Genomic DNA, 25,518 nt, shown 5'->3' with positions numbered 1-25,518 from the left:
CCTGACACACCTCACCTCAGCGAAGGGAAACGCTTCCGAGTACGTCGCGTGGGTCGAAGTGGCTCTTGAGCGCCCCGGCGACCATGCGCACCTGCTCCGGCACGTAGCGGAGATAGGCGTCGTAGTTCTTCGGGCCGATGCCGTGTTCGGCGCTGAATGTGCCGCCGTGTCGATGGACCACGATGTCGTAGACGAACATCCGCAGCGCGTTCACTGCGTCGCGATCCGCTGCGATGTCCTCGGGCAGCGGCAGGATCAGGTGGATGCCGCCGTCGCCGTAGTGGCCCAGTTCGATGGGTTCGATGTGCGGGTAGGCCAGGGCGAGTTGGGCGACGACGTCGGCGCGGCAGGCGGCGATGCAGGAGCGGGGCACGGCCAGGTCGAGACTGAGCACCGGGTCCATCCGTTCGGTGATCTCCGGGATGGCGTGCCGGACTTCCCACATGTGGTGTGCCGGGCCGACGCGTGCGTCGGTGAGCAGGCCCCGGTCGGTGGCTGCCTCCAGGCCGGAGGTGAGCAGGTCGTCGGCTTGGTCGTCGGCGGCCGCGACCTCCACCAGGACCAGGAATCCGCCACTGTCGGGCACCCGGTGCGTCAGCTGCGGGAAGTGGTCCGCGAGCAACCTGACGGCAGTGGGAGACACGACCTCGTAGGCTGACAGTGCGGGCCCGCAGCGGCTTTCGAGATCGGTCAACACATCCAGCAGGTGCTGTTCGGGCACCGCGAGCCAGGCCGCGGCCCGGGATGCGGGCAGCGGCGCCAGTTCGAACGCGGCCTCGGTGACCACGCCGTACGCCCCGGCGGTGCCGATGAAGACCTGCTTGAGGTCGAGTCCTTCGTTGCGTTTACGCAGGGGGCGCAGCAGGTCCAGTACGGTTCCGGCGCTGTCCGGGACGGCTGCGCGCAGGCCGAGCACCCGGCTTCGTACGTCGCCGTATTTGATCAGATGCGAGCCGGCGGTGTTGGTGCTGACCATGCCGCCGGCCGAGGGGCTGGATCCGACCTCGACCGGCAGGTGCAGGCCGTCGGCGGCGAGCCGTTCGTTGATCTCGTCCAGATTCCAGCCTGCGCTGACGACCAGGGTGCGGCCGGTGACGTCGACGTCGAACCGGCCACGCAGGCGTTCGGTGGACAGGACGCCCGTGCCGTCCGGCAGTGCGGCGGCGACGAGTCCGGAGTTGGCCCCCTGCGGCACCAGCCGGATGCGGTGACGGTGGGCCCAGTCCAGTACGGCCGCGACCTCGGCCGTGTCGGCGGGCCGCACCACGAATGCGGCCCGGCCGGACAGCCGGTTGGGCGCGTGTTCGTACCGGGCGAGATCCGACGCGGTGGTGAGCAGACCGGCCGGGCCGACCAATTCGCCGAGTTCTTCCAGTGCCGCAGTGGGCACGAGGGCCTCCATGTGGTCAGCGGGCGGTTGTGGGCAGCACCGTCGCCGGCTCGGTGGACGGCTCGCGACGCCGTTTCAGGGGCGAGGTCTCCGGCAGCAGGAACACCGCCGCCAGAGCGGACACGACGGCGATCGCCGTGATGTAGATGGCCGGTGCGTAGGTGGAGTGCGTGCTGCTGATGAGGAACTCCGACATGTACGGCGCGGTGCCGCCGAAGAGCAGGTACGACAGGTTGTAGCCGATGGCCGATGCGCTGTAGCGCACGTGTGGGGGGAACAGCTCGGAGACGATGAGGCTGGAGGCCGGGCTGAAGGCGCCGGCCATGAGTGCGAACAGCGACTGGCCGAGGAAGGCGAACCAGAAGCCGCCCTGGGCGGAGATCAGGAACGCGGGTATCGCGAGCACGCCGAAGCCGACCGTCGCGTACACCAGCATCGGTTTGCGTCCGAACCGGTCGGCGAGGTGGCCGTGCAGGGGCGCGCAGGCGATGAGGACGCCGTAGGCCGCAGCGGACGACCACAGCGCGGTCACGCGGTCGACCCCCGCGTGGGTGGTCAGGAATGTCGGCCAGTAGGTGCCGAGGACGTAGAAGGCCACCGCGTTGATCATGATGAGGAGGAACAGGGTGGTGATCGGCCTGCGCTGGGTGTCCAGCGCCTCACGGATGGGTGCCTGGCGCACTTCGGCCCGCTGTTCGAGACGCTTGAAGTCGGGTGTCTCCTCCACCCTGAATCGCAAGTAGAGGCCGACCAGTCCGGCGGGCAGAGCGATCAGGAACACCACGCGCCAGCCCCACGCCTGCATCGCGTCGACACCGATGCCCTGGGTGAGCAGCGCGGTGAGCGCCACACCGGTGGCCGACGCGAGGAACGTCGCCGTGGACAGGGCGCTGGTGTAGAGCCCGCGCCGTGCCTGTGGCGCGCTCTCCACGATCATGATGGACGCGCCGGCAAACTCGCCGCCCGCGGAGAATCCCTGGAGGAGGCGCAGTGCGAGGAGCAGGAGGGGCGCGAGCAGGCCCACGCTGTCGTAGGTGGGAAGTACGCCGATCAGGGCGGTCGAGCCGGACATCAGCAGCACGATCAGTGCGAGGGTGCGCTTGCGGCCCAGGCGGTCGCCCATCCGGCCGAACACCACGGCGCCCACTGGCCGCGCGAAGAACGCGAGGCCGAAGACGGCGAACGTGGACAGCAGCGCGGCGGTGCCGTCCTCGTGTGGGAAGAACCGGGTCGCGATGACTGGCGCGAGAAAGCCGTAGATCGAGAAGTCGAACCATTCGACGAAGTTGCCGATGGCCGTCGCGAGGACGGCACGACGCAAGGGTCTGCCGGCGGGGGCTGTGGGTGCGGTCATGGGGAACGGTCCTCTCCGGACGTCGGGAGCCGTACGCTAGCGACACGTCGGGCCCAGAACCGATAGTCCAGCATTGCCGATCACCAGCCGATTGATGCCCTCATGAGCAATGATCCGACCGTTCAGCAGCTCCGAGTCTTTCAAGCGGTCGCCGAGGAACTGCACTTCGGGCGCGCGGCCCGCCGACTCCACACCACTCAGCCGCCGTTGACCCGGCACGTGCAGGCGCTGGAGCGCGCGATCGGGGTCACCCTCCTCGAACGCAGCTCCCGTCGGGTCGACCTGACCCCGGCGGGCGCCGCGCTGTACGCGGAGATCGTGGTGGTGCTTGCCCGCCTGGACCGGGCGGTCGAGCTGGCCCGGCAGCGCGCGACCGGACAGGTCGGCCGTCTCGTACTCGGCTACGTCGAGCCCTTGGCCATCGACCTGCTGCCCCGAGTGCTGCGCGCGTTCCGCCAGTTGCACGCGGACATCGACCTGCGGCTGCACGAGTTGCACACGCAGGAGCAGATCGACGCACTGCACGCCGGCACCATCGACTGCGGCCTGCTGCGGGCCCCGGCGAACGCCGACCCCGCCCTGTCCTTCGAGCAGGTGTGGACCGACGTGCTCATGGCCGCGCTGCCCGCGAACCACCGGCTGGTCCGCGCGGGGCGGGCGGAGATCGACCTCATCGAGCTGTCCGAGGAGCCGTTCGTACTCTACGAGCGGGCGCTCGGCCAGGGACTCATCAACGCGACGCTGAGCGGCTGCGCGGCGGCCGGATTCACGCCGATGGTCGCCCACCAGGCGCAGAGCACACCGATGTTGCTGACCCTGGTCGCCGCGGGAGAGGGCGTGGCGCTGGTGTCTGGCGAGATCGCCAGGGTGCCCCGTCCCGGCGTCGGCTTCCTCCAGCTGCGCGGTCGGCCAGCCCGGTCGGACGTGCTGCTCGGCTGGCGGCGCGGCGAGATCAGCCGGACCCGCGACGACCTGCAGCACCTGGTGCGCACTGTACCCCGGACCGACGATACCCATCAGGGCAATGATCGGCAGATCAACGGCATCGAGCAGGCATCGACGCTCGATTAGCGTGAAACCTCCGTTGCACACCGTGTCTGCCGGAGGACTGCTGATGAACCGTCATGATATTGACTGGCGAGGCTACTTCGCCGCACTGCCCACCCCGTTCACCGCGCAGGGCGACCTCGACCTGGACGCGTTCAGCGCGACCGTGCGGCTCTTCGTCACGCAGGGGGCACACGGGCTGCTCGTCAACGGCAGCACCGGAGAATGGGCCGCGCAGTCCACCGAGGAACGCAAGCGGCTCGCCGAGACCGCGGTCTCCGCCGCGGCCGGGCAGGTCCCCGTGATCATCGCGGTCACCCACGCGCAACCGGCCGACGCCGTGGAGCTCGCACGGCACGCGGAGGCGTCGGGCGCCGACGCGATCATGGTGCCGCCACCGCCGGCGGTGCGACCCACCCCCACCGAGCTGCACGCCTACATCACCGAGGTCGCGGCCAGTACCGGCCTGCCCTGTTGGCTGTACAACTTCCCGCAGGAGAACGGCACTCGCCTCACCGTCGCCCAGATCAGCGAGCTGGTCCAGCTCCCCAACGTGGTGGCCATCAAGCAGAGCGTCGCGGACGACAGCGAGCTGCAGGCGACGATCGAAGCGGTCGGCGACACCACCCTCGTCTTCGGCAACATGCTCTCCCGGCACGGTCTCGCCGCGATCGCCGGCGGTCACGGCGGGGACGGTCACTTCGGCTCCGGCATGCCCCTCGGCAGCCGCATGCCGCGCTTCTTCGACCTCGCGTGGAAGGGCGACCTCGAGGAGGCCGGGCGGATCGCCGACGACTTCGCCGCGTTCATGGACCGGCTCAAGGGGCAGGACCACGACGGGTACAACTGGCGCTACGGCGGTATGCAGGCCTCCCTCAAAGCAGTCATGAACCTCCAGGGCCAGCCCGGCGGTTACCCGCGCCGCCCCAAACTGCCCATCTCCGATCCGGACGCGCTCCAGGAAATCGCTCGCGCACTCACCCAGTTCGGCCTGCCGGTCGTGGACTGACCGATGCCTGACCCCACTCACCCGCTGGACCGGAGGCACGACGCCGCACACCACCGGATGCCGCCCTCGGCCTGGGTCTACCTGATGGGAGCCGCCGTCGACGAACACACAGCACGGTGGAACACCGCCCGGTACGCCGAACTGCCGCTGCTGCCCAGGGTCTGCGTCGACGTGTCCGATGTCGACACCTCGTGCACCCTGCTCGGCACCCGGCTCGACCATCCGATCCTGCTCGCCCCGGTCGCGCTTCAGCGGCTGTTCCACCCCGACGGCGAGCACGCCACCCTGGCCGGCGCCGCGGCGGCGGGAACCCTGCCGGTGATCAGCATGGAGTCGAGCGTGTCCCTGCGCGACCTCTCCGGGGCCGGCTCGCCGCCGTTCTGGTTCCATCTCTACGTCCAGCGCGACCGTGGCCTGACCCGTGAGCTCGTCGCCCGGGCCGAGGACGCCGGTGCCGAAGCGCTGGTCACCACCCTGGACACCCCGGTGGCCGGCCACCGCTACCGGCAACAGGCAGCCATGACACAGCTACCGGACGGCGTCCGGCGGGCGAATCTGCCCGACGACGCCGACCCCCGCCTGGCCGGAGGCTGTCTCGACCCGTCGGTGACCTGGACGGACATCGAGCAACTGGCGTCGGCCACCCGGCTTCCCGTCGTGGGCAAAGGCGTCCTGCACCCGGACGACGCGCTGCGTGCCTGCGCGGCGGGCCTTGCCGCAGTGGTGGTGTCCAACCACGGCGGACGCAACCTGGACACCGCCGCGGCCACAGTCGACCAACTGCCGGCGGTGGCCGAGGCGCTCGCCGGCCGGATCCCCGTCCTGGTGGACGGCGGCATCCGACGCGGCACCGACGTCCTGAAAGCCATCGCCCTCGGCGCCGCCGCGGTCCTCATCGGGCGGCCGTACGTGTGGGGGCTCGCCACGGACGGCGCCGACGGAGTACGCGCCGTCGTCGACCTGCTCCGCGACGAACTCGCGACGGCAATGGCATTGTGTGGCACACCCCGTCTGGAACTCGTCGACGAGAAGGTTCTGGCCCGCTGACGGCTCCAACTCGTCGTCGCCGACGGACACGACGCGGCCGGCCCCGGGACGCCCGGGGCCGGCCTTCGTGCGCGGCGGCTCTACTCGCCGAGCACCGTCGTGCGTGTCAGGGGCAGGCGCAGGGTCTCCCGGAAGGATGACCACACCACGAGCCCGGACACGACCGCCAGGCCCATCAGGTAGAAGCCCGGCGCGAGCGGGGTGCCGGCGAGGGACACGAGGCCGGTCGCGGCGAACGGTGCCGTGCCTCCGAACAGCACGTACGCGGCGGTGTAGCCGATGGCGGAGCCGCTCGCCCGCAGCTGGCCGGGGAACATCTCGACCATCGCCGGCACGTTGGACGTGCCGATCACCGAGACCAGTACGGCGAGGACCACCGTGCCGGCGATCGCACCCGCGAGACCGGTACCGATCAGCCAGAAGGCAGGCAGTGTGGCCACCGCGAAGCCTCCGCACGCCACGAGCAGCATCGGTTTGCGGCCGAACCGGTCGCTGGCTGCGGCCATCAGCGGACAAGCCGCGCTGTACGCGAGCATCGCCACGACGCTGGTGAGCATGGCTTCCGACTTGGTGTACCCGACCTCCTCGGACATGTAGGCGATCATGTAACTGCTCATCAGGTAGTACCCGACGGCGTTGGTGATGCTGTAGCCGAACAGTGTCAGAACCTGTCGGCGGCACGTACGCCACGCCGCGCGCAGCGGCGCTTCCTGAACCGCCTCGCGCTTCTCCATCGCGCGGAAGACCGGGGTGTCCTGGATGCGGCTGCGCAGGTAGAGGCCGATGAGTCCGAGCGGCCCGGCCAGCAGGAACGGTATGCGCCAGCCCCAGCTGTTCAGGGCGCCCTCGTTCAGCGTGGAGGTGATCAGCAGGCCCGTCGCGGCTCCGGCGACGGAGGCGAGGCCGACCGTGATCGGCACGACGCTCGCGTAGCGCGCACGGCGGCCCTCGGGCGCGTACTCCATGATGAACGCCGAGGCCCCGGTGTACTCGCCGCCGGTGGAGAACCCCTGGAGCGCCCTCAGCAGGAACAGCAGCACCGGTGCGAGGATGCCGAGCGCGGCGTAGGTGGGCAGCAGTCCGATGAGCAACGTCGAGCCGCTCATGCACAGCACGCTCAGCGCGAGCATGCGGTTGCGGCCGATGCGGTCGCCGTAGCGGCCGAAGAACGCAGCTCCCAGTGGACGTGCGATGAATCCGCCGGCGAAGATCCCCCACGTGGCGAGGAGTGCCGCCGTCTTGTCGTATTGCGGGAAGAACAGTCCGGCGATGGTGGCCGACATGATGGCGTAGGCGCCGGAGTCGAACCACTCCACGAAGTTGCCGACGGCCGTGGCGGCGGCGACCTTGCGGCGCACTCCCGGGGCGTCGGGACCGTTCGGTCCGGTGATCTTCTCGGCGGTGGGCGTGGGCAGTGAGGTGGGTCTGTCCGTCGTCATGTCCGTCCGTCCTTCCGGGGTGGTGTCGCGCCGTCGGGGGTGGTGGATCCCGCGTCACGGGCCCGCAGGGCCGCACGCTGGATCTTTCCGGTGGCCGAGCGGGGCAGTTCGCCGACGAACTCGATCAGGCGGGGATAGGCGAACCGGGAGTGCGCGGCGCGGGCGAAGCGCGAGATGTCCCGTGCCAGGTCCTCCCCCGGTTCGTAGCCGGGGTTGAGCTCGATCCAGGCCTTGACGGCCTGGCCGCGGACCGGGTCGGGGACGCCGACGACTCCGGCTTCGGCGACGGCGGGGTGACCGCGCAGGACGGCCTCCACTTCGTACGGTCCGACTCGGTAGCCGGACGTCTTGATGACGTCGTCGGTGCGGCCGAGGAACCAGAAGTAGCCGTCCTGGTCCATGACCGCCTGGTCCTTGGTGCGGTACCAGGCGCCGCCGAAGGACTCGGCCGATGCCTCCGGTCGGTTCCAATAGCCCAGGGGGAACTGAGGGTTGGACCCGGCCCGCAGACAGATCTCGCCCGGCTGTCCGACGGCCGCCTCACGACCGTCGGCGTCCAACAGGGCCACCTCCCAGCCGGGCAGCGGCCGTCCCATGGAACCGGGCTTGACCGGCACACCGGGGAAGTTGCCGAGCAGGGGGTACGACTCGGTGGATCCGTAGTAGTCGAGCGGGGTGACGCCGAACTGGGCGGAGAACCACTCGATGAGATCGGCGGTGAGCGGCTCGTTCGAACAGCACACCACCCGCAGCGACTGCGGATGACGGCTGCCCGCATCCGGGACGTCCTGCATCAGCTTACGGATGAAGGTCGGGTTGACCAGGGCCGTTGTGACCTTGTTACGGGACATGCCGGCCAGCAGTCCGGCGGGGTCGAAACCGCCTGCCGGCCGGTACACGTAGTGGACGGCACCGGCGCGCAGGGGGCCCATGAGCTTGGCCATCGACCAGGCCCAGTCCCCCGCTCCGTAGAACACGTCGCCGGGCCGCAGGTCGTGGCAGTGGCGGAACTCGTTGTGCCCGAGCAGGGTCCGGTGGGCATGCACGATGCCCTTGGCGGCGCCGGTGGTGCCGGAGGTGTAGAAGATGAGGGCAGGGTCGTCGGCGGCGGTGTCCGCGGTGTCGTACACGGGCGCCAGGTCGCCGATGGCCGGGTCGTCGACGTTCACCACCGTGCCGCCGAATCCCGCGGCGCGCTCCAGGGCCGAGGTCTCGGTGACCAGGACGGTCGTGCCCGAGTCGGCGAGCCGGTAGCGGATGGGCTCGTCGGCCCACAGCAGGGACATGGTCACCAGGACGGCGCCGGTGCGCAGGACGCCAAGATAGGTGGCCGGGGTGTCGGGGCGCTGAGGCAGCAGCACCGCCACCCGGTCGCCCTTGCGCACGCCGAGTTCGTGGAGGTGGGCGGCGACCTGGCGAGAGCGGTCCTGGATCTGTTGCCAGACGACCTGCTCCCGGTGACCGGTGTGGTCCTCGAAAACGAGCGCGAGCCGGTCGCCGGGGTGCCGGTCGGCGACGTCCGCCGCCATGTTGTAGCGCGCGGGCACGGTCCATCGGTGTTCCTCGACAAGGCGGCGGTAGGCGCGCTCGCCGTCGTCGGCCGTGCGGGTGTCCGGCGTGACACTGGTGGTCATGGGGGTCCTCTCGTACGAAGCCGGTGAGCGGCGGTGTCAGCCGCGGCGGCCGGCGAGGAACTTGGCCATCTCGCGCTGCGGCTCCCCGGTGGCGTAGGCGGCGACGTGCACCTTCTTGGCCGCTTCGATGGCGTCGTCAAGGCCTGCGTCGTCGAGCTCGCGGAGCCGGCCCTTCGTGAGGGCCACGGCGCCGGGCGGGAGTTCGGCGAGGCGGACGGCCTCGGCCAGGGCGGCGACCTTGACCTCGTCCTCGGCGACCAGACGGGAGAGCAGGCCGAGGCGCAGGGCTTCGGTGCCGTCGACGAGGCGGCCGGTGAGCGCGAACTCGGCGGTCTTGGCCCGGCCGAGAATGCCGCTCATGGCCCAGATGCCGGTGATGCTGGGGATGCCGGACAGGACTTCGGGCTGCCCCATCCGGACGGCGGCGTGTCCGATGCGCAGGTCCGCGAGGAGCGCGAACTGGAAGCCCGAGCCCGCGGCAACACCGTTGACAGCTGCGATGACCGGCTTGTCGAGTCCGCGCACGGTGCGGAACAGCCGGCCGAAGTCGTCGATCCACTCCTCGGCGGCCGCGTGGTCGTCCGGGTCGATGGCGGCGGTCTCGGCGAGGTCCTGGCCCGCGCAGAAGGCGCGGCCGGTGCCGGTGAGGACGACCGCGCGGCAGCTCACGTCCTCGCCCAGCTCATCGAGCGCCTCGACAAGGCGGCCGCGCATGGCGCCGGTCCACGCGTTGAGCTTGTCGGGCCGGTTGAGAGCGACCTCGGCGACGTAGGCGCGGGTGGTCGAGTCGGTCACCGGGTGGCAGGTGACGACGACGGTGGTGTTCTCGGTCATGACGGCATGCCTCTCTGCGAACGGGCAGGCGAAGTCGGCGGCGATGGCGCCGTGCGGGAGATGGGGGTGACGGGTGGATGTCCGCGAGCGTGGCTTCCCGTCAGCAGTCATGCAAACAGCCGGGAATGTGATCCGGCCAACACCAATCGGGACTGGCGGTGATATCGAAGTGATATAGGCCGCCGCACGAAGCAGGGATAGGGTCCGCCCCATGGAGCTCCGTCACCTGCGCTATTTCGCCGTCCTCGCCGAGGAACTGCACTTCGGCAGGGCGGCGACACGGCTGCACATGGCCCAGCCGCCGCTGTCCCAGCGCATCCGCGACCTGGAGCGCGAGCTCGGTGTCCGGCTCTTCGACCGCAGTCGTCATCAGGTCCAACTCACCGAAGGCGGTGCCCTGCTCCTGGAGCATGTGCGGCCCGTGCTGGCCGCGCTGGACACTGCGCGCGAGGCGATGCGTAGGATCCGGCCGGGCGAGGCGGGCATGCTACGCGTCGGCGTACCGCCGGACACCAGCCCTCAGGTACTCGCGAACCTGACCGCGGGTTTCACCGCCCGCGTGCCTGACGTGCTGATCGACCTCCACGAACTCACCACGGACGAGCAGTTGACCCGGCTACGGGAGGGTGAGCTGGACGCGGGCGTGGTGCGCCACCCGTCGGACACGGTGGGTCTTGAGTCGGGGCCCGTGGCGCGGCGCGAACTAGGCGTGATCCTCCGGTCGGACCACGCCGCGGCAGCTCTCGGCGGCCCGGTCCGGCTGCGTCACCTCGACGGAGCGCCGCTGGTGATCTTCCCGCGTGCGATGGCGCCTCGTCTGTACGACCACATGCTGACGATCTGCCGCGACGAGGGGTTCCTGCCGGGCTCCATCAGGCACGCGCGTAATCCGAACTTCGTCCACGGCCTCGTCCTCGCGGGCCGCGGCATCCACCTCAACGCGGCCCCCACGACGCCCCTGGCCGACGGCCTGGCGTGGCGGCCGCTGCAGGACGCGCCGCTGGCGTGGCTGACGTCGGTGGTGTGGGTGCCGAGCCGGCACAACGAGGCGATCGCCGCGTTCGCGGAGGCGGTCTCGGAGGGCCTGGCGGCGGCCGGACACCACATCGCGGACACGGCGGTCGGCGACAGCGGCTGACGCGCGGTCGACGACAGCTACTAGGATCTGTTGTGCCCAGGCTCAAGGGTCAAGGCCCGTTCGTCCGGCCTCCGTTGCATCGGACAAGAAGCCGGGCCGCCGCCCGCCCCGAGGCGACGCGTCGGCGTCCTCTTCACTATGGTCAGAGACGGCACCTTCCCCGGGTCGCGACCAGCTGTCCCAGCTTGACCAGATCCATAAGCCCCCTGAATGGGCTGGGGCCGCGCGGCCCCAGCCACCGTCACCGCGGCGACGACCTGCTCTCCGCGGCCGCGGATCGGTACCGCGACGGAGCCCACGGCGCGGGTCGCAGCCGCTCGAACACGGCCAGGCCCGCGTTGCGTACCTCAGCCAGCCTGTGCCGCTCGAAAAGACGATTCGTGCTGAGACCTGTGCTGATGTCGTTGGGTCAGGCGGCGCGCTGGTACTCGTTGATCACGCCTCCGAGGACGGGTTGTCGTCAAATCCTGTGAGTGTGGAGGTCGGTGACGGTGGCCAGGGTGGGCGCTTGGTCGCTGTCCGGGGCTAGCTGCTGCCGGGATTGGTGGGGCCGGTGCCCGTTGTAGTGGCGGATGTACTCGGTGAGCGCTGCATCCGCGTGAGCCTCGTTGCAGACCAGGATCCCGTCGAGGAGTTCGCGGCGCAGGGTGCCCACGACTCTCTCGCAGATCGCGTTCGCTCGCGGTGCCCGAGACGGGCTGAGCAGGATCTCCACATCATCGGCCTCGAAGACGGCGTCGAAGGAGCGGGTGTACTGGCCGTCCCGGTCCCGGATGAAGAAGCGCAGCGAGTCCATCCGGCACCCCAGGGTCATGGCAAGGTTCCTGGCTTGCCGAACGGTCCATTGGGACGCGGGGTGGGCGGTGACGCCGGCGAGGTGGAGGCGCCGGGTGCCGTGCTCGATGAAGACCAGGGCGTACAGGCGCTTGAGCGAGATGGTATCGATGTGGAGGAAGTCGGCGGCGATGATGCCATGGGCCTGAGCGGTGAGGAACTGGCGCCAGGTCGGCCCTGAGCGCTGCGGGGCGGGGGCGATGCCGGCGGCCTGCAGGATCTCCCAGACCGTGGAGGGGGCGATCGGGTAGCTGTGGCTGGCGAGTTCGCCCTGTATCCGAAGAAGCCAGCTTGCTCAAGGACCAGCCGCCCTGCAACTGATGGCATTCGTCCCCGAGCAGGCCGCCGGGAAGCTGATGTCGCTGGAATGGCAGCCCTGCGCCTGCCGAAATGTCATCCATACAGCTCAGGAGCGTCTTCGGCAGTGCGGCAGGATAAGCACTCGTGCCGCTGCGCCTCGCCTACCTGACCGTCACCAACCTGGTAGCCGCACTGCGGCTACTGCCGATGAGCGACCGCGACAAGGACGCGGAGATCCTCGCCTTGCGCCACCAACTCGCCGACTTGGAGCGGCAGCTCGGCGCGGACCGGGTGAAGTTCACTGCGGAAGACCGGGCATTCCTTGCCGCTCTACTGGTACCCCTACCCCCGTCAGGTCCTGCGCCGGCTCCGGTTACTGGTCCGGCCAGACACCGTCCTGCGCTGACACCGTGACCTGATCAAGCGGCGCCATGCCCGCACGTGCCGGCCGAAAAGGCCGGGCCGACGGACGGACACAGCCGAGAGGAACAGCACCCGTGAGTGAATGGCAGCTGGCCGAGACATTCCGCAGCACGTCGGGGGGTGTCCGCTGGGGCAGCCTCGGACAACCCGGCCAGGATCCGGTCGTGCTCCTGCACGGCACACCCTTCTCCTCGTATGTCTGGCGCGCTGTCGCCCGCTCACTCGCCCGCCGTCACCAGGTGTTCGTGTGGGACCATGCCCGGTTACGGGGCATCGGAGATGTCCGTCGGTCAGGATGTCTCCCTGGCTGCCCAGGGCAGGGTCTTCACCGAGCTTCTGGCGCACTGGGGCCTGGAGGAACCCCTGGTGGTCGCCCACGATTTCGGCGGTGCCGTCTCCTTGCGGGCGCATCTGCTGCACGGCGCCCGCTATCGCGCGCTCGCTCTGGTCGACCCTGTCGCGCTGGCGCCGTGGGGGTCGCCGTTCTTCCGGCTTGTCGGTGAGCACTCCGAGGTCTTCGAGCAACTGCCGCCCGCGCTGCACCACGCCCTGGTGCGTGAGTACGTAACTTCGGCCAGCAGTCCCGGCCTGCACCCGGCAGTCCTCGACCGGCTCGTCCGGCCCTGGCTCGGCGACCCCGGCCAGGCGGCCTTCTATCGGCAGATCGCCCAGGCCGACCAGCTCTACACCGACGAGGTGCAGGACCAGTACGGCGAGATCGGCATCCCAACGCTGGTGTGCTGGGGTCAGGACGACACCTGGATTCCCATGGCGAAAGGACGGGAGCTGGCCGCCCGCATCCCGGGCGCGCGACTTGAACCAATCGCCGGTGCGGGCCACCTCGTCCAAGAAGACGCGCCCGCCGAGCTCACAGCCGCTCTCATCGCCTTCCTCCAGTACACGCGCTAACGCCCAACAACCCGGTGAACCTTCCCGGTCACAGCACTAGTAGGGCTCCGTTAGGTCTGTCTCGCCGTCCTATTCGGGGGCATGTTGGAGGGTATGGACACGCATGAAGTGAACCGTGCTCGGGCGAAGTTAGCGTTGTTTGTGGCTGATGTGTTCGCCTCCGTGCCGCGCAAGGATCAGCGGGCCAAGAGCGACTGTTATCTGCGAGGGCTGATGCTGGACGGGCGGCGTAAGTCGATCCAGCCGATGGCGGAGCGGCTGCCGGACGGCAACGAGCAGAACCTGCAGCAGTTCGTGAACCAGTCGACCTGGGATCCGGTGCCGGTGCGGCGGCGGATCGCGGAGCGGATGGTGCCGCAGATCGGCCCGGATGCCTGGGCGGTCGATGATGTGTCGTTCCCCAAGGACGGGAAGATGTCGGTGGCGGTCGCCCCTCAGTACTGCGGGGCTTTGGGCAAGCAGGCCAACTGCCAGGTCGCGGTGAGCGTGCACGCGGTCTCCGACACCGCGTCCTGTCCGCTGCAGTGGCGATTATTCGTGCCCCAGGAGTGGGCGCACGACGCCGGACGGCGGCAGAAGACCGGGATACCGCCAGAGGTCGGGCACCAGGAGAAGTGGCGCCTGGCCCTGGACACCCTTGATGAGCTGGCCGGGTGGGGTCTGGTGCCGCCGGTGGTGGTGGCCGACGCCGGATACGGGCAGAACGCCGACTTCCGCGACGGCCTGAGCAAGCGGGGCATCACATATGTCGTGGCGGTCCGTTCGGACGTGACTGTCCACCCGCACGACGCGCAGCCCACCGCCCCAGCGTGGTCCGGAAACGGCCGCAAGCCGCAGTCCCGCTACCGCGATAAACCGTCCTCCGTGGCCGCTTTGACCGCTGGCCATGGCCGGCAGGAGTTCACCGAGGTGACCTGGCGTGAAGGCTCCCGCGGGCCGATGCGCTCGCGCTTTCTGGCACTGCGGGTGCGGCCGGCCGGGGTCAAGGCACGCCGTCTGGCCCAGGCAGCCGCCACCGCCGAACACGGCCACTGGGCCGGCGTCCTGCCCGAAGTGACGCTGCTGGCCGAGTGGCCCGAAGGCGCCGAAGCACCCACCGACTACTGGCTGTCCAACCTGCCCGCCAACACCCCGATCGCCGAACTGGTCCGCCTGGCCAAGATTCGCTGGCGCATCGAGCACGACTACCGAGAACTCAAACACGGCCTCGGCCTGGACCACTTCGAGGGACGTTCCTGGACCGGGTGGCATCACCACGTCACCCTGGTCACCGCCGCCCACGCGTTCCTCACCGAACAGCGACTGGCCCCAAAAGCCGATACAGCGGACTCACCCTCTACCAGATCCTCGACACCATCCAAGACCTGCTGAACTGCTGGACCGGCACCTGCACCACCTGCCACCGCCCCCTGCCCAGAACATCCACCACCAGCCAGAACCCAAGAACCACAGCAACTTAACGGAGTCCTACTAGATGCCGAGCGGTCTTGTCATGTGCGTATCGACACAGCTTCTGAGCTTGTTCCTTAACCTCTGGCCTCGAACGATGTTTCGGACGCCCCGTGCATGGCCCATCTCCTGCTGGACGCCCGCCTGGTGTCGGCCCGCCGGTACACAATGCTCGGCATGGTGAGCTTTGAAGATCAGGATCTGATCGACGCCGAACCCGACCAGGCCCACGATCGCTCTCGCACTGAGGCCTACGCGCTCAACCGCGGTGCGGCCGAAGGCTCTCCGCTCACTTCACGAACGCAATCACCAGCGGGTCCGACTCTGGCGCGATGTAGTCGTATGTCGGGGAGTCGACGTGGCAATGATCGCTTGCATCCGCCTCGGAGGCGAAGCCCTCGATATTGTCGGCGAGGAGGTCGAGAGCTTTCCGCGCTCCCTGGATCCTCAGGATCTGGGCTTCCGTGACAATCGAAACGGTGGCCCGCTCCGGATCCTCCTGGAACGCGATCTCGGACAGCGACCTCTCGTAGGGAAAGGAGCGCCGGTCCTCCGAGAGATCACAGCTTCCGGCCTTCCCCCGCAGCAGCTGCCCGAACGCCAGCAGCCCTTGACGCGTCCCAGAGAGCTCGAGCTCTCTGGTTTCCCCGCTGTACAGAACCTTCAACATCACATCCCCTCCCACCTGGCGATCGTACCGATCACCAAGACGGGATCGTCCTGCCGACCCTTCGGCCTCGGTCGGCTCTACGGCAGATCTCAAACGCGGTCTCAGAACGGCGCCTTCTCTCGCTGTATCCGGAGACCGCCAACGGGTGTCCCGCTCGGAAATACGATTCTGGTTCTGGTCTGCAGCTTCTCCGCGCAGGGCGCCGACCTGCACAGCGCCTGGGACGATCTGACGATGCCACTGTCGATCGTCACCGCGTTGACCCGAAACCTGATCAAGGTGCCCACTGCCGTACTGCGCAGCCGCGTGGCCAAGGACGCAGAAGTCTTGGCGTTACGGCACGAGAACGCGGTGCTGCGCCGCCAGATCGCCCGAGTCCGCTACATGCCTGCCGATCGGATCTGGCTCTCCGTCCTTTCCCGACTGGTCCCACGGGAACGCTGGCACCAAGTATTCGCAGTCACGCCGACCACGCTGCTGGCCTAGCACCGCCAACTCATTGCGCGGAAGTGGACGTTCCCTCCGCACCATCGCCCCGGCAGGCCGTCCACCGCACACACCATCAAGCAGCTCATCCTGCGCCTGGCCCGGGACAACAGCACCTGGGGCCACCGCCGGATCCAGGGCGAACTCGCCCGCCTCGGCTACCCGATCGCGCCATCCACGGTCTGGGAGATCCTGCACGCCGCCGGCATCGACCCCGCACCGCAAGGCTCCGGCCAGACCTGGCGCCAGTTCCTCACCGCCCAGGCCCACGGCATCCTCGCCGCCGACTTCCTGCACCTGGACGGCGCCTTCACCCTCAAGCGCCTGCACGCCCTGATCTTCATCGAACATGGCACCCGCCGCGTCCACCTCGCCTGCGTCATCACCCATCCCACCGGTCAATGGACCGTTCAGCGGGCCAGGAACCTCGCCATGACACTGGACCGCCGCATGGAATCGCTGCGTTTCCTCCTACGGGACCAGGAGAGTAAGTACACCGCCTCCTTCGACGCCGTCTTCGAGGCCGACGACGTAAAGATCCTGCGCAGCCCACCCCGGGCACCCAAGGCGAACGCGATCTGCGAGAGAGCCGTGGGCACCCTGCGCCGGAGCTCCTCGATCGGACCCTGATCTACAACGAGGCCCATGCTGTGAAGATGCTGACCGAGTACATCCAGCACTACAACACAAACCGACCCCATCAATCCCGGCAGCAACTGCCCCCGGACAGCACCGAATCGCCTGCCTCGGCCGCCGTCGCCGACCTCCAGGCCCACCGGATCCGACGACGATCCACCCTCGGAGGATTGATCAAGGAGTACCAGCGGGCCGCCTGACCAAACGACATCACCACAGCTCACGGCATCGAATCGCATTTCCGAGCGGGACAGGCCCACAAACCCCTTGTGACACGCGCCATTGGCGCTGCGGCGGGGCGAGTTCGCGTGGTAGAAGTCTGATGCTGCCTCCAGACTCTGCCTGCTTCCGCCGACCAGCCGCCCTCGGACGTTAGGAACTCTCGGCTGTGCCACCCACTTTGTACCGCGACACGGGTTACACGCTCCGGCACCTGATCGAGAACATCGAAGGCCTACGGATCGGGCTCCCCGATATTCAGCGGCCGTTCGTATGGTCCGCGGCGAAGACCCGAGATCTCTTCGACTCGATGTATCGCGGCTACCCGATCGGCACCCTGATGTTCTGGGAGACCGGAGCCGAGGTGGGGACGCGGCAGATCGGGACGGAAGCCGGCGATCGGGCACCTCAGCTGTTGGTCGTCGATGGGCAGCAGCGGCTCACTGCCCTCTTCGCCGTCCTGACCGGGCGCAAGATCGTCACCAAGTCCTTTGAAGAGATCAACGTGCGCATCGCATTTCATCCGGAGGACCAGTCGTTCGAGGTCACGGACGCGGCGATCGAGCGTGACGCCCACTTCATTCCGGATATCACCGCACTCTGGTCCCAGGGCGGCTACAAGCCCACCGTCCGGAAGTTCTTCCAACGCCTCGAACAGGCGATCGGGCAGCCCCTGTCGGACGCCGCGAAGGATGAACTCGAAGAACGAATAGACCGAGTCCGGGACCTGCACGAGTTCCGCTTTCAGGTGGTGGAGCTGGGCGCTTCGGCCGACGAAGAGCAGGTGGCCGACATCTTCGTTCGAATCAACTCCGAAGGCGTGAAGCTCAACCAGTCCGACTTCATTCTCACCCTGATGTCGGTGCACTGGGAGAAGGGTCGGCGCCAGCTCGAAGACTTCAGCCGGGCCGCAGTGATCGCGGGACGCCCCGGCCCAAGCCCTCGCAACGCCTTTCTGGATCCCCGGCCAGACCAACTCCTGCGCGTCGCGGTCGCTGTCGCCTTCAGGCGTGCCCGACTGCAGCACGTCTACAGCGTTCTGCGGGGCAAGGACCTCGAAACCGGCAAGGTCACCGTCGCTCGGCGACAGGAGCAGTTCGACCGGCTGGCCCAAGCGCACACGAAGGTCCTGGACCTGACCAGCTGGCACGAGTTCTTCCAGTGCGTCACAGCGGCCGGCTTCCGAAGCCGAAAGATGATCACCTCCGACAATGCCTTGCTGTACAGCTATACGATCTGGCTGATCGGGCGCCACGACTTCGGCTTGACGGCCGACGAACTCCGTCCGGTGATCGCACGGTGGTTCTTCATGGCGCACACCACCGGCCGGTACTCCAACTCTCCTGAGTCACAAATGGAGTTCGATCTGGGGCGGATCGGCAGTCTGCCGCACGCCGACGGCCGAGCCTTCGCCGCGGAACTCGACCGCATCATCGCAGCGAACTTCACTGGCGACTACTGGGACATTTCGCTGCCGAACCGGCTGGACACCTCCTCGTCGCGTTCACCGGTGCTGTTTGCCTACCAGGCAGCGCTGAACATCCTCGACGCCGAAATGCTCTGCAGCGACCAACGAATCCGTGAGCTTCTGGACCCCTCAGTCAAACCCGCCAAGGGCGTCGATCGGGACAACCTGTTCCACCGCAAGACGCTCGCCGGGCTGGGCATCACCGACCGGCGCCAAGTCCACGCCATCGCCAACATGGCCTATGTGACGTGGCCGGCAAGCGAGATGACCAACACCGACGCACCACACAACTACTGGCCGAGGATCACCGACACGATGGACCCGGCGGTACTCGAGCGGCAGGTACGGTGGCACGCGCTCCCGGTCGGCTGGGAACAGCTGGACTACCCGACCTTCCTGGAACGACGGCGCCAACTGATCGCCCGGGTGGTGCAGGAAGCATTCGAGAGCCTTACCGAGAAGAGGCCTGCGTATGTCCCAACCGCCCCGACCGACATCATCGCCGCAGGCGAGTCCCAAAGCACCGAGTTCAAGGTCAGCGCCCGCTGGAACGTGTACACCCAGCAAGCCGACAAATCCCTACGGCACAACATCGTCAAGGCCGTATGCGGTTTCCTGAATGGCGAAGGCGGCAATCTGTTCATCGGTGTGGCCGACGACTCGACTGTCCTCGGCATTGAGAACGATCTCACCACCCTGGAGTCGCAGGCCAGCGTCGACGGGTACGAGCTCTTCGTGCGCCAACTCCTCGACAGTGGCCTGTCCGCCCCGACAGCAAGCACCGTCCGCGTCCGCTTCCCCGAAGTGTCCGGCCAGGTCGTCTGTCAGATCAGTGTTGCCGCGGCGGGTCGGCCGGTGTTCGCCAAGCCCACGAAGGGCGGCAACGACGCAACCGACTTCTGGGTCCGGGTCGGCAACGCCACCAAGCAACTCCACGGCGACGACCTCCTGCGCTACCAGGAGGAACATTGGGGGTGAGCGTCTGTGTTTTTTGAGGAAAGCCCCAGGTCACACCTGTTCCTGTCCGCATCACGCGCCGTCGAGGACTCGAACCTGCGGTACCCTCCCCGGCCCCCGAAGGATTCAGGCCCCGCCCGGCCACGGCCACCCGCCCCGCCAACGCACACTCAACACCTCTGGGGAAACCCCAGATCAGCCCGTCCGCCGGGTTCAGAAACGACACAGCCGCCGTGAGCATCAGCACCCCGTCCCGGGCCGGGGCTGATCCCGCTACCCATGTTTTACGACTCCTGCCCAGGATTCGAACCTGCGGCGAGGGCAGCTCGTCCCTCGCGTTTCGCGCCGCTCACCGCTCCGGAGCGCCGCGGGGTCTCGGACCATGATGTGGAGTGCGTGCAGGATTGGGTTTCGGGTGGGGCGGTGCGCCTGCCGAAAATGTCGTCCCTGCAGATCAGGACCTCGTTCGGCGGTGCGGCAGGATGAACACTCGTGTTACTTCGTCTCGCCTACCTGACCGTCACCAGCATGTTCGCCGCACGGCGACTGCTACCGATGAGCGAGCGCGCTAAGGACGTGGAGATCCTTGCCCTGCACCACCAACCCGCCCTGTCCCGCTCGGAAGTACGATTCTGGGTCTGGCCTGCAGCTCCTCCGCGCAGGGCGGCAGCCTGCACGGCGCCTGGGATGATCTGTCGATGCCACTGTCGATCGTCACCGCGCTGGTCCGGAACCTGATCACAGTGCCCGCCGCCGTGCTACGAAGCCGCGTGGCCAAGGATGCGGAAGTCTTGGCGTTACGGCACGAAAACGCGGTGCTGCGCCGTCAAATCGCCCGGGTCCGCTACGAGCCCGCCGACCGGACCTGGCTCGCCGTCCTTTCCCGGCTGATCCCGCGGGAACGCTGGCGCCAAGTCTTCGCAGTCACCCCTACCACGCTGCTGGCCTGGCACCGGCAACTCATAGCGCGGAAGTGGACGTTCCCCCAGCACCGCCGCCCCGGCAGGCCGCCCACCGCAGCCACCGTCAAGCAGCTCATCCTGCGCCTGGCCAAGGAGAACAGCACGTGGGGCCACCGTCGCATTCAGGGCGAACTCGCACGCCTGGGCTACCCGATCGCCCCATCCACGGTCTGGCAGATCCTGCACGCCGCGGGAGTTGACCCCTCCCCGCAGCGCTCCGGCCCGACCTGGCGTGAATTCCTCACCGCCCAGGCCCACGACTTCCTCCACCTCGACACCATTGCGCTCAAGCGCCTGTACGCCCTGGTCTTCATCGATCACGACACGAGACGAATCCACCTCGCCGGCGTCACCGCCCACCCCACCGCCCAGTGGACAACGCAACGAGCCAGGAATCTCACCATGACGCTGGGGCGCCGGATGGACTCCCTGCGCTTCCTCATCCGCGACCGGGACAGCAAGTACACCCGCGCCTTCGACGCCGTCTTCCAGGCCGACGACGCGGAGATCCTGCTCAGCCCGCCTCGGGCACCGAAGACGAACGCAATCTGCGAGCGAGCCGTGGGCACCCTACGCCGCGAAGTCCTCGACCGGACACTCATCTACAACGAGGCCCACGCTGTAAAAGTGCTGACCGAGTACATCCAGCACTACAACCAGCACCGCCCCCACCAATCCCGGCAGCAACTACCCCCGGACAGCACCGAACCGCCCGCCCCGGCCACCATCACCGACCTCCAGGCCCACCGAATCCAACGACGGCCCATCCTCGCTGGCCTGATCAACGAGTACCGCCATGCTGCCTGACCGAAAGGCATCGCCGCAGCTGACAGCACCGAATCGTATTTTCGAGCGGCACACGACCGCACCCGCCAGCTCAGCTCCGGCATGATGTTCGATCGTGTTCCTACGCCTGGCCTTGTTGGGCTCAAAAACACGAATTTCGTACGGCTTTGAAGCCCGTCACCCTGAGGAACGGGAGCCCCGGTCCCCTCGCAGCGGCCCTGCCGCGTCTGCGATCATGCTTCGTGATCCTGTCCACGGTGTACGCCGTCACCCGTCGCCTGCTGTCGCTGCCCGCGGTGTTGCTGCGGCGTGACGTCACCAGGGACGCGGAGTTGCTGGTGCTGCGCCACGAGAACGCGGTCCTGCGCCGTCAGGTCCCGCGCGTACGCTACGAACCAGCCGACCGCTTGTGGTTCGCTGCGCTCTCGCACCTCATACCGCGCCGCCGCTGGCCCCAGGTCTTCCCGATGACCCCATCCACGCTGCTGGTTTGGCACCGCAAACTGGTCGCGAAGAAGTGGGACTACAGCCAGCGGCGCCGATCCGGACGCCCGCCAACGGCCGCCGCCGTCAAAGCCCTGGTCCTGCGCGTGGCAGCCGAGAACCCGGGATGGGGCCACCGGCGCATCCATGGCGAACTCACCCGCCTCGGCCACAAGATGGCCGCCTCCACCGTGTGGAACATCCTCAACCAGGCCGGCATCGACCCCGCCCCACGTCGTACCGGACCGACCTGGAGGCAGTTCCTCGCTGCCCAGGCCGAGCACATTATCGCCGTCGACTTTCTGCACGTCGACACCATCAACCTCAAACGCATCTACGCCCTGGTCATGCTCGAACACGGCAGCCGCCGTGCGCACCTACTCGGCGTCACCGCCAACCCCACCGGCCCATGGACCACCCAGGCCGCCCGCAACTTCCTCATGGACACCGGCACGAACATCGCAGGCATCAAGTTCCTGATCCGTGACCGCGGCGGCCAGTACACCGACGCCTTCGACGCCGTCTTCACCGACGCCGGCCTGCGCGTCCTCAAAAGCCCGCCCCAGGCCCCGAAAGCGAACGCACACTGCGAAAGGTTCATCGGCACCCTGCACCGCGAGCTCCTCGACCGGACGCTCATCCTCAACGAACGCCACCTGCACCGAATCCTCTCCAGGTATCTGGAGCACTACAACGGACACCGGCCCCACCGCGCCCTGAGCCAACTCTGTCCATCACAAGATGAAGCCGGACCGCCGCACGCCATCGATCTCGCCGAGCACCGCGTCCACCGCGTAGCGGTCCTCGGCGGACTCATCAACGAGTACCGGATCGCCAGTTGACACCACGATGAACCCGCGGATCAGCGGCCTGATCCTATATTTGAGCCCCACAGGCACGATCCTGGCCTGGCACTGCCGTCTGGTACGCCGCAAGTGGCGACAGCAACCGGCCAAGTCAGGCCGACCGCCGCTGGCCGAGGAACTCACCGCACTCATTCTCCGTCTGGCCCGCGACAACCCGACCTGGGGATACGTCCGGGTACAGGGAGAACTGCGCCGCCTGGGCCACCGCGTCGCCGCCGCGACCGTCCGCCGAGTGCTACGCCGCAACAAGATCCCACCCGCGCCGACCCGCGCGACCGAGCACACCTGGCGTGCGTTCCTGCACACGCAGGCCGACACCCTGCTGGCGACTGACTTCTTCCACGTTGACTGCGCGATCACCCTGAAGCGCCTGTACGTCTTCTTCGTGATGGAGGTCGGCACCAGAACAGTCCACGTCCTCGGCGTTACCGCGCATCCCACCGGTGACTGGGTCACCCAGCAGGCCCGCAATCTTCTCCTCCAACTCGGGGACCGCGCCCACCCGTTCCGCTTCCTGATCAGGGACCGCGACGCCAAGTTCACCCAGGCCTTCGACGCGGTGTTCGCCGGCAACGGCATCCAGGTCCTCAAGTCCGCCCCACAAGCGCCGAAGATGAACGCCTTCGCGGAACGCTGGATACGCACCGCCCGAGCCGAGTGCACCGACCGGATGCTGATCTTCGGTGAACGCCACCTGCGCACCGTGTTGGACCAATACGCGACGCACTACAACACCGCAAGGGCCCACCGAAGCCTGTACCTTCGCGCTCCCGGCGACGACCCCACCGTAATCCCCTTCCCCGCAGGGCGCGTCCGACGCCGAAAGATCCTCGGCGGACTCGTCAACGAGTACCACCGAGCCTCCTGATGAACCATCACTCCACAGGAGGGAAAACCCAGCTCACAGCACGTGCGGCGATTTTGACACCCTTCAGGGCGCCCTGCACCAGGCACAAATAGAGAACCGGCAACTGCGTCAGCGACTCGCCGCTCCGGATCCCAAGGTACGCTCGCTGCCCAGCCAACCCCGACCACGCCCCCTCGACTGTTCCTCTGAGTCAACGGCACAAGACTGAGGATCTGGCGGCCACGCAAAGTCCCCAGCAAGTCCGCTGGAGGAAACTCGGGCACGGTCGGATCCTGACGCCACGGTCCAGGATGCGCCCCCCCTAATTCCCCATCCGGCCGGACCTGTTGAGTCTATCCTTAAGCGCCCACAGTGCACAGTTTAAGGATACGAGTGAGCTGAGAGGAAAATGCCTTAGCCCACCGCCGGGGCCAGCAGATGAGGACCAGCAGCCGGCAGCATCGCAACCTGCACATCGCGGAGAACTTCTTCCAAATCTCGACGATCCTCGCTCGTAGCGTAGATGATCTGACACCCGCTGGCCGCTGCTCTTTCCAACCGCCTAACGAAAGCGGCAAGGCTGCCACGGTCGGTCTCCTGCTGGCGAGGCTCATCGAGCATCAGTAGCCTGGCGTGCTGATTACGAGGAGAAGCGATCGCCGCCTCGTAAAGGGAGAGATAATATGCCCACTTTGTTCGGATCATATCCGAGGCGCTGATTCCCATTGTCAGATCGAAGGTGAGTTCCACCCCATCATTCACTGGAATGAGAGCAGATTCGTCAATCGACAGGTCGGACGGCGGCACGCTGCGCAAACCATAGTCTCTGACCTGCGCTTGAAAACTTGACTGCATTCGGGAAATGATTTGCTGGTCTCCCTGGCTCAGCGTTCCATCGCGCAGATCAGCCAATCTGTCACGCACTTCTTGCCAACGAATCGACAGTTCGTCGAAGTACTCATCGGCCTCTTCAGCCAAGTCGAGCAAGCGTTGGGCTCTTTCAACGGAGGAAGCAAGAAGAATTTGTTGCTGTACCTGGGCGCGACTCGGAACCGCAGAAGGACCGGCTAGCTCGTCCCGAAGCGCCCTAGCCTGCCGCATGGCCCCATGTAGAGCTGCCTGAAGAGAGCTGCGATTTCTTTCTAGGGTGGTCCGGCGTTGCTCAGAACTCTGAGTAGCCGCCCGGACCGTATCCCTCTCCGCCTCGATTTCCGCAATGGTCTGATCAAGATCGGCGGCAATTCCTGTTGCCGTCTCTCGGCCGTCAAGAGATTGTCCGCAGGTGGGACAGATATCCCTCGATACCGAGCCAATTCCCAGGGTGCTACCAAGGCTCCGGAGTTTACGGAGGTCAGCGAGGCGATTTCTCTCCGCATCGAGGCTGGCAGACCGGGAGGCCAGTGCATCGGAATCTGTGCGTGACAGATTCAGCTGTTCATCTATGAGTCGAATGCGTGCCCCCGCTTCACGCACGGCTGTCTCTGCTGTTGACAGCTCTGCGCGGGCCTGCTGGGTATGTTCACCTGCTGGCTCGACGCCGTTCTGCTCCAACTCGCCGAGCTGCTGACGCCAAACGCCAATCTGCTGCTCCAGTGGAACCCACGAATCTTCCTCCATCACCTCGATCACACAATGCTGCCGCCGAGCAGGAGTGACTGGCGTTTCCTGATGGAGAAAGACGCGACAGTTCAAACTCTTTGCTGCCTCGCCGAGGCGATCGCTAGCAGATTGCCATCGCTTCTTGACGTCATCCTCTTCGCCTTTTACGGCAGCCAGAGCAGTGAGGCGCTCCAAGGCCGACAGTCCGAGGACATACTCAACAGAGCGCTTCAGCACATCACGAATTCCCAGATATGTTGGCATTCGAGGAGCAACTCCCGACCACCCGGACTTCTGCTCAACATAAAAGAGCGGAAAGAGTGCTTCTAGATAAAGTGAGACCTCAGCTGTATTGAAGCCCGGAACCTGGGGAAGATCCCACCCCAAAAACTCGGCGAGCTCTCTATGGAAACCGAGCTCACGGAAGGCGGCTCCAGGCTGCCGAACGAACATATCAACTCGGCTTACTTGCTCGAGCTCGGCGCGACTACCCGCTTTCCACGTCATGATTAGCGCTGTATCAATGCCGTCACCCCGCACGAAGCGCTTACACCTCATATAAGCGCCTTGCTCGTTAGCGATGATCAGTGAGACCCAGGATTCACGGACAGGAGAGCGGTTCCCGTCCGGGAAATCGGCGACGGTCAGCAGGGCGGGGCCGAATGGAGGTTTCCTGCTCGAGGAAAACATTCCTTCTAGCCCAAGAGCGTAAATGACTCCCTGTAGCAGAGT

General features: G+C 67.2%; 19 protein-coding genes and 2 pseudogenes. 13 read left to right on the top strand and 8 right to left on the bottom strand.

The window, feature by feature from the left end; genetic code table 11:
* Positions 1 to 16: 16 nt before the first annotated feature.
* Both EOT10_RS04265 and EOT10_RS04260 read right to left on the bottom strand, forming a co-directional pair.
* Positions 17 to 1,390, bottom strand: coding sequence for an FAD-binding oxidoreductase (locus EOT10_RS04265; protein WP_189491103.1), 1,374 nt, complete (start codon positions 1,388 to 1,390; stop codon positions 17 to 19).
* A gap of 16 nt (positions 1,391 to 1,406) precedes the next feature.
* Positions 1,407 to 2,744: an MFS transporter gene (locus EOT10_RS04260; RefSeq protein WP_127826637.1), complete on the bottom strand. Its 1,338-nt coding sequence runs from the start codon at positions 2,742 to 2,744 to the stop codon at positions 1,407 to 1,409.
* A 102-nt stretch (positions 2,745 to 2,846) separates the two neighbouring features.
* Between EOT10_RS04260 and EOT10_RS04255 the strand changes: the two genes are divergently transcribed.
* Genes EOT10_RS04255 through EOT10_RS04245 form a run of 3 tightly spaced genes read left to right on the top strand, consistent with a single transcriptional unit; the run spans position 2,847 to position 5,847 of the window.
* Entirely contained in the window at positions 2,847 to 3,815 is a 969-nt protein-coding gene (locus tag EOT10_RS04255) for a LysR family transcriptional regulator (RefSeq protein ID WP_127826636.1), read from the top strand.
* 43 nt (positions 3,816 to 3,858) lie between these two features.
* A complete protein-coding gene (locus EOT10_RS04250; RefSeq protein WP_189491100.1) occupies positions 3,859 to 4,800 on the top strand; it encodes a dihydrodipicolinate synthase family protein in 942 nt (313 codons plus the stop codon).
* Positions 4,801 to 4,803: 3 nt separating this feature from the next.
* Positions 4,804 to 5,847: an alpha-hydroxy acid oxidase gene (locus tag EOT10_RS04245; protein WP_127826634.1), complete on the top strand. Its 1,044-nt coding sequence runs from the start codon at positions 4,804 to 4,806 to the stop codon at positions 5,845 to 5,847.
* Positions 5,848 to 5,927: 80 nt separating this feature from the next.
* On the opposite strand, the gene EOT10_RS04240 is transcribed toward EOT10_RS04245, so the two are convergent.
* Genes EOT10_RS04240 through EOT10_RS04230 form a run of 3 tightly spaced genes read right to left on the bottom strand, consistent with a single transcriptional unit; the run spans position 5,928 to position 9,754 of the window.
* A complete protein-coding gene (locus EOT10_RS04240; RefSeq protein WP_127826633.1) occupies positions 5,928 to 7,286 on the bottom strand; it encodes an MFS transporter in 1,359 nt (452 codons plus the stop codon).
* Positions 7,283 to 8,920, bottom strand: coding sequence for an acetate--CoA ligase (locus tag EOT10_RS04235; protein ID WP_127826632.1), 1,638 nt, complete (start codon positions 8,918 to 8,920; stop codon positions 7,283 to 7,285). The genes EOT10_RS04240 and EOT10_RS04235 overlap by 4 nt, the downstream gene beginning before the upstream one ends.
* 36 nt (positions 8,921 to 8,956) lie before the next feature.
* Entirely contained in the window at positions 8,957 to 9,754 is a 798-nt protein-coding gene (locus EOT10_RS04230) for an enoyl-CoA hydratase/isomerase family protein (RefSeq protein ID WP_127826631.1), read from the bottom strand.
* Between the two features lie 211 nt (positions 9,755 to 9,965).
* Between EOT10_RS04230 and EOT10_RS04225 the strand changes: the two genes are divergently transcribed.
* Positions 9,966 to 10,892 (top strand): LysR family transcriptional regulator, encoded by a 927-nt coding sequence (locus tag EOT10_RS04225; protein WP_127826630.1) that lies wholly within the window; start codon positions 9,966 to 9,968, stop codon positions 10,890 to 10,892.
* Positions 10,893 to 11,352: 460 nt separating this feature from the next.
* Here the strand turns inward: EOT10_RS04225 and EOT10_RS42840 are convergent, their stop codons facing one another.
* Positions 11,353 to 11,706 carry an integrase core domain-containing protein gene (locus EOT10_RS42840; RefSeq protein WP_317617332.1) on the bottom strand — a complete coding sequence of 118 codons (354 nt, stop codon included), beginning with the start codon at positions 11,704 to 11,706 and terminating at the stop codon, positions 11,353 to 11,355.
* Between the two features lie 15 nt (positions 11,707 to 11,721).
* Between EOT10_RS42840 and EOT10_RS42835 the strand changes: the two genes are divergently transcribed.
* From EOT10_RS42835 to EOT10_RS04205, 4 genes and pseudogenes are all read left to right on the top strand, one after another.
* Complete coding sequence (locus EOT10_RS42835) at positions 11,722 to 11,907, top strand: hypothetical protein (protein ID WP_317617331.1); 186 nt, start codon at positions 11,722 to 11,724, stop codon at positions 11,905 to 11,907.
* 263 nt (positions 11,908 to 12,170) lie between these two features.
* Positions 12,171 to 12,440 (top strand): hypothetical protein, encoded by a 270-nt coding sequence (locus EOT10_RS04215; RefSeq protein ID WP_223280746.1) that lies wholly within the window; start codon positions 12,171 to 12,173, stop codon positions 12,438 to 12,440.
* Between the two features lie 83 nt (positions 12,441 to 12,523).
* Positions 12,524 to 13,358: pseudogene (locus tag EOT10_RS04210) on the top strand (alpha/beta fold hydrolase).
* A 93-nt stretch (positions 13,359 to 13,451) separates the two neighbouring features.
* The gene (locus EOT10_RS04205; RefSeq protein WP_127826628.1) at positions 13,452 to 14,729 is read left to right on the top strand and encodes an IS701 family transposase; all 1,278 of its coding nucleotides are present in this window, start codon (positions 13,452 to 13,454) and stop codon (positions 14,727 to 14,729) included.
* A 367-nt stretch (positions 14,730 to 15,096) separates the two neighbouring features.
* Here EOT10_RS04205 and EOT10_RS41095 read toward each other — a convergent pair whose 3' ends face one another.
* Positions 15,097 to 15,492 carry an Imm32 family immunity protein gene (locus tag EOT10_RS41095; RefSeq protein WP_189491095.1) on the bottom strand — a complete coding sequence of 132 codons (396 nt, stop codon included), beginning with the start codon at positions 15,490 to 15,492 and terminating at the stop codon, positions 15,097 to 15,099.
* Between the two features lie 219 nt (positions 15,493 to 15,711).
* On the opposite strand from EOT10_RS41095, the pseudogene EOT10_RS43055 reads away from it, so the two are divergent.
* The 5 genes and pseudogenes from EOT10_RS43055 (at position 15,712) to EOT10_RS04170 (ending at position 23,208) form a co-directional block, all read left to right on the top strand.
* Positions 15,712 to 16,799, top strand: a pseudogene (locus EOT10_RS43055) (integrase core domain-containing protein).
* A 188-nt stretch (positions 16,800 to 16,987) separates the two neighbouring features.
* Positions 16,988 to 19,264, top strand: coding sequence for a GmrSD restriction endonuclease domain-containing protein (locus tag EOT10_RS04190; RefSeq protein WP_127826627.1), 2,277 nt, complete (start codon positions 16,988 to 16,990; stop codon positions 19,262 to 19,264).
* Between the two features lie 677 nt (positions 19,265 to 19,941).
* A complete protein-coding gene (locus EOT10_RS04180) occupies positions 19,942 to 21,012 on the top strand; it encodes an integrase core domain-containing protein (protein ID WP_127826626.1) in 1,071 nt (356 codons plus the stop codon).
* Between the two features lie 221 nt (positions 21,013 to 21,233).
* A complete protein-coding gene (locus EOT10_RS04175) occupies positions 21,234 to 22,316 on the top strand; it encodes an integrase core domain-containing protein (protein WP_127826625.1) in 1,083 nt (360 codons plus the stop codon).
* A 40-nt stretch (positions 22,317 to 22,356) separates the two neighbouring features.
* On the top strand, positions 22,357 to 23,208 hold the full coding sequence (locus tag EOT10_RS04170) for an integrase core domain-containing protein (protein WP_223280745.1): 852 nt from the start codon (positions 22,357 to 22,359) through the stop codon (positions 23,206 to 23,208).
* A 393-nt stretch (positions 23,209 to 23,601) separates the two neighbouring features.
* Here the strand turns inward: EOT10_RS04170 and EOT10_RS04165 are convergent, their stop codons facing one another.
* Positions 23,602 to 25,476, bottom strand: a complete 1,875-nt coding sequence (locus EOT10_RS04165; RefSeq protein WP_127826624.1) for a hypothetical protein — start codon at positions 25,474 to 25,476, stop codon at positions 23,602 to 23,604.
* Between the last annotated feature and the right edge of the window lie 42 nt (positions 25,477 to 25,518).

The sequence above is a fragment of the Streptomyces antnestii genome (assembly GCF_004005495.1).
Taxonomy (GTDB): domain Bacteria; phylum Actinomycetota; class Actinomycetes; order Streptomycetales; family Streptomycetaceae; genus Streptomyces; species Streptomyces antnestii.
The sequence above is the reverse complement of the archived record's forward strand: the minus strand, read 5'-3'. Positions and strand labels throughout refer to the sequence as shown.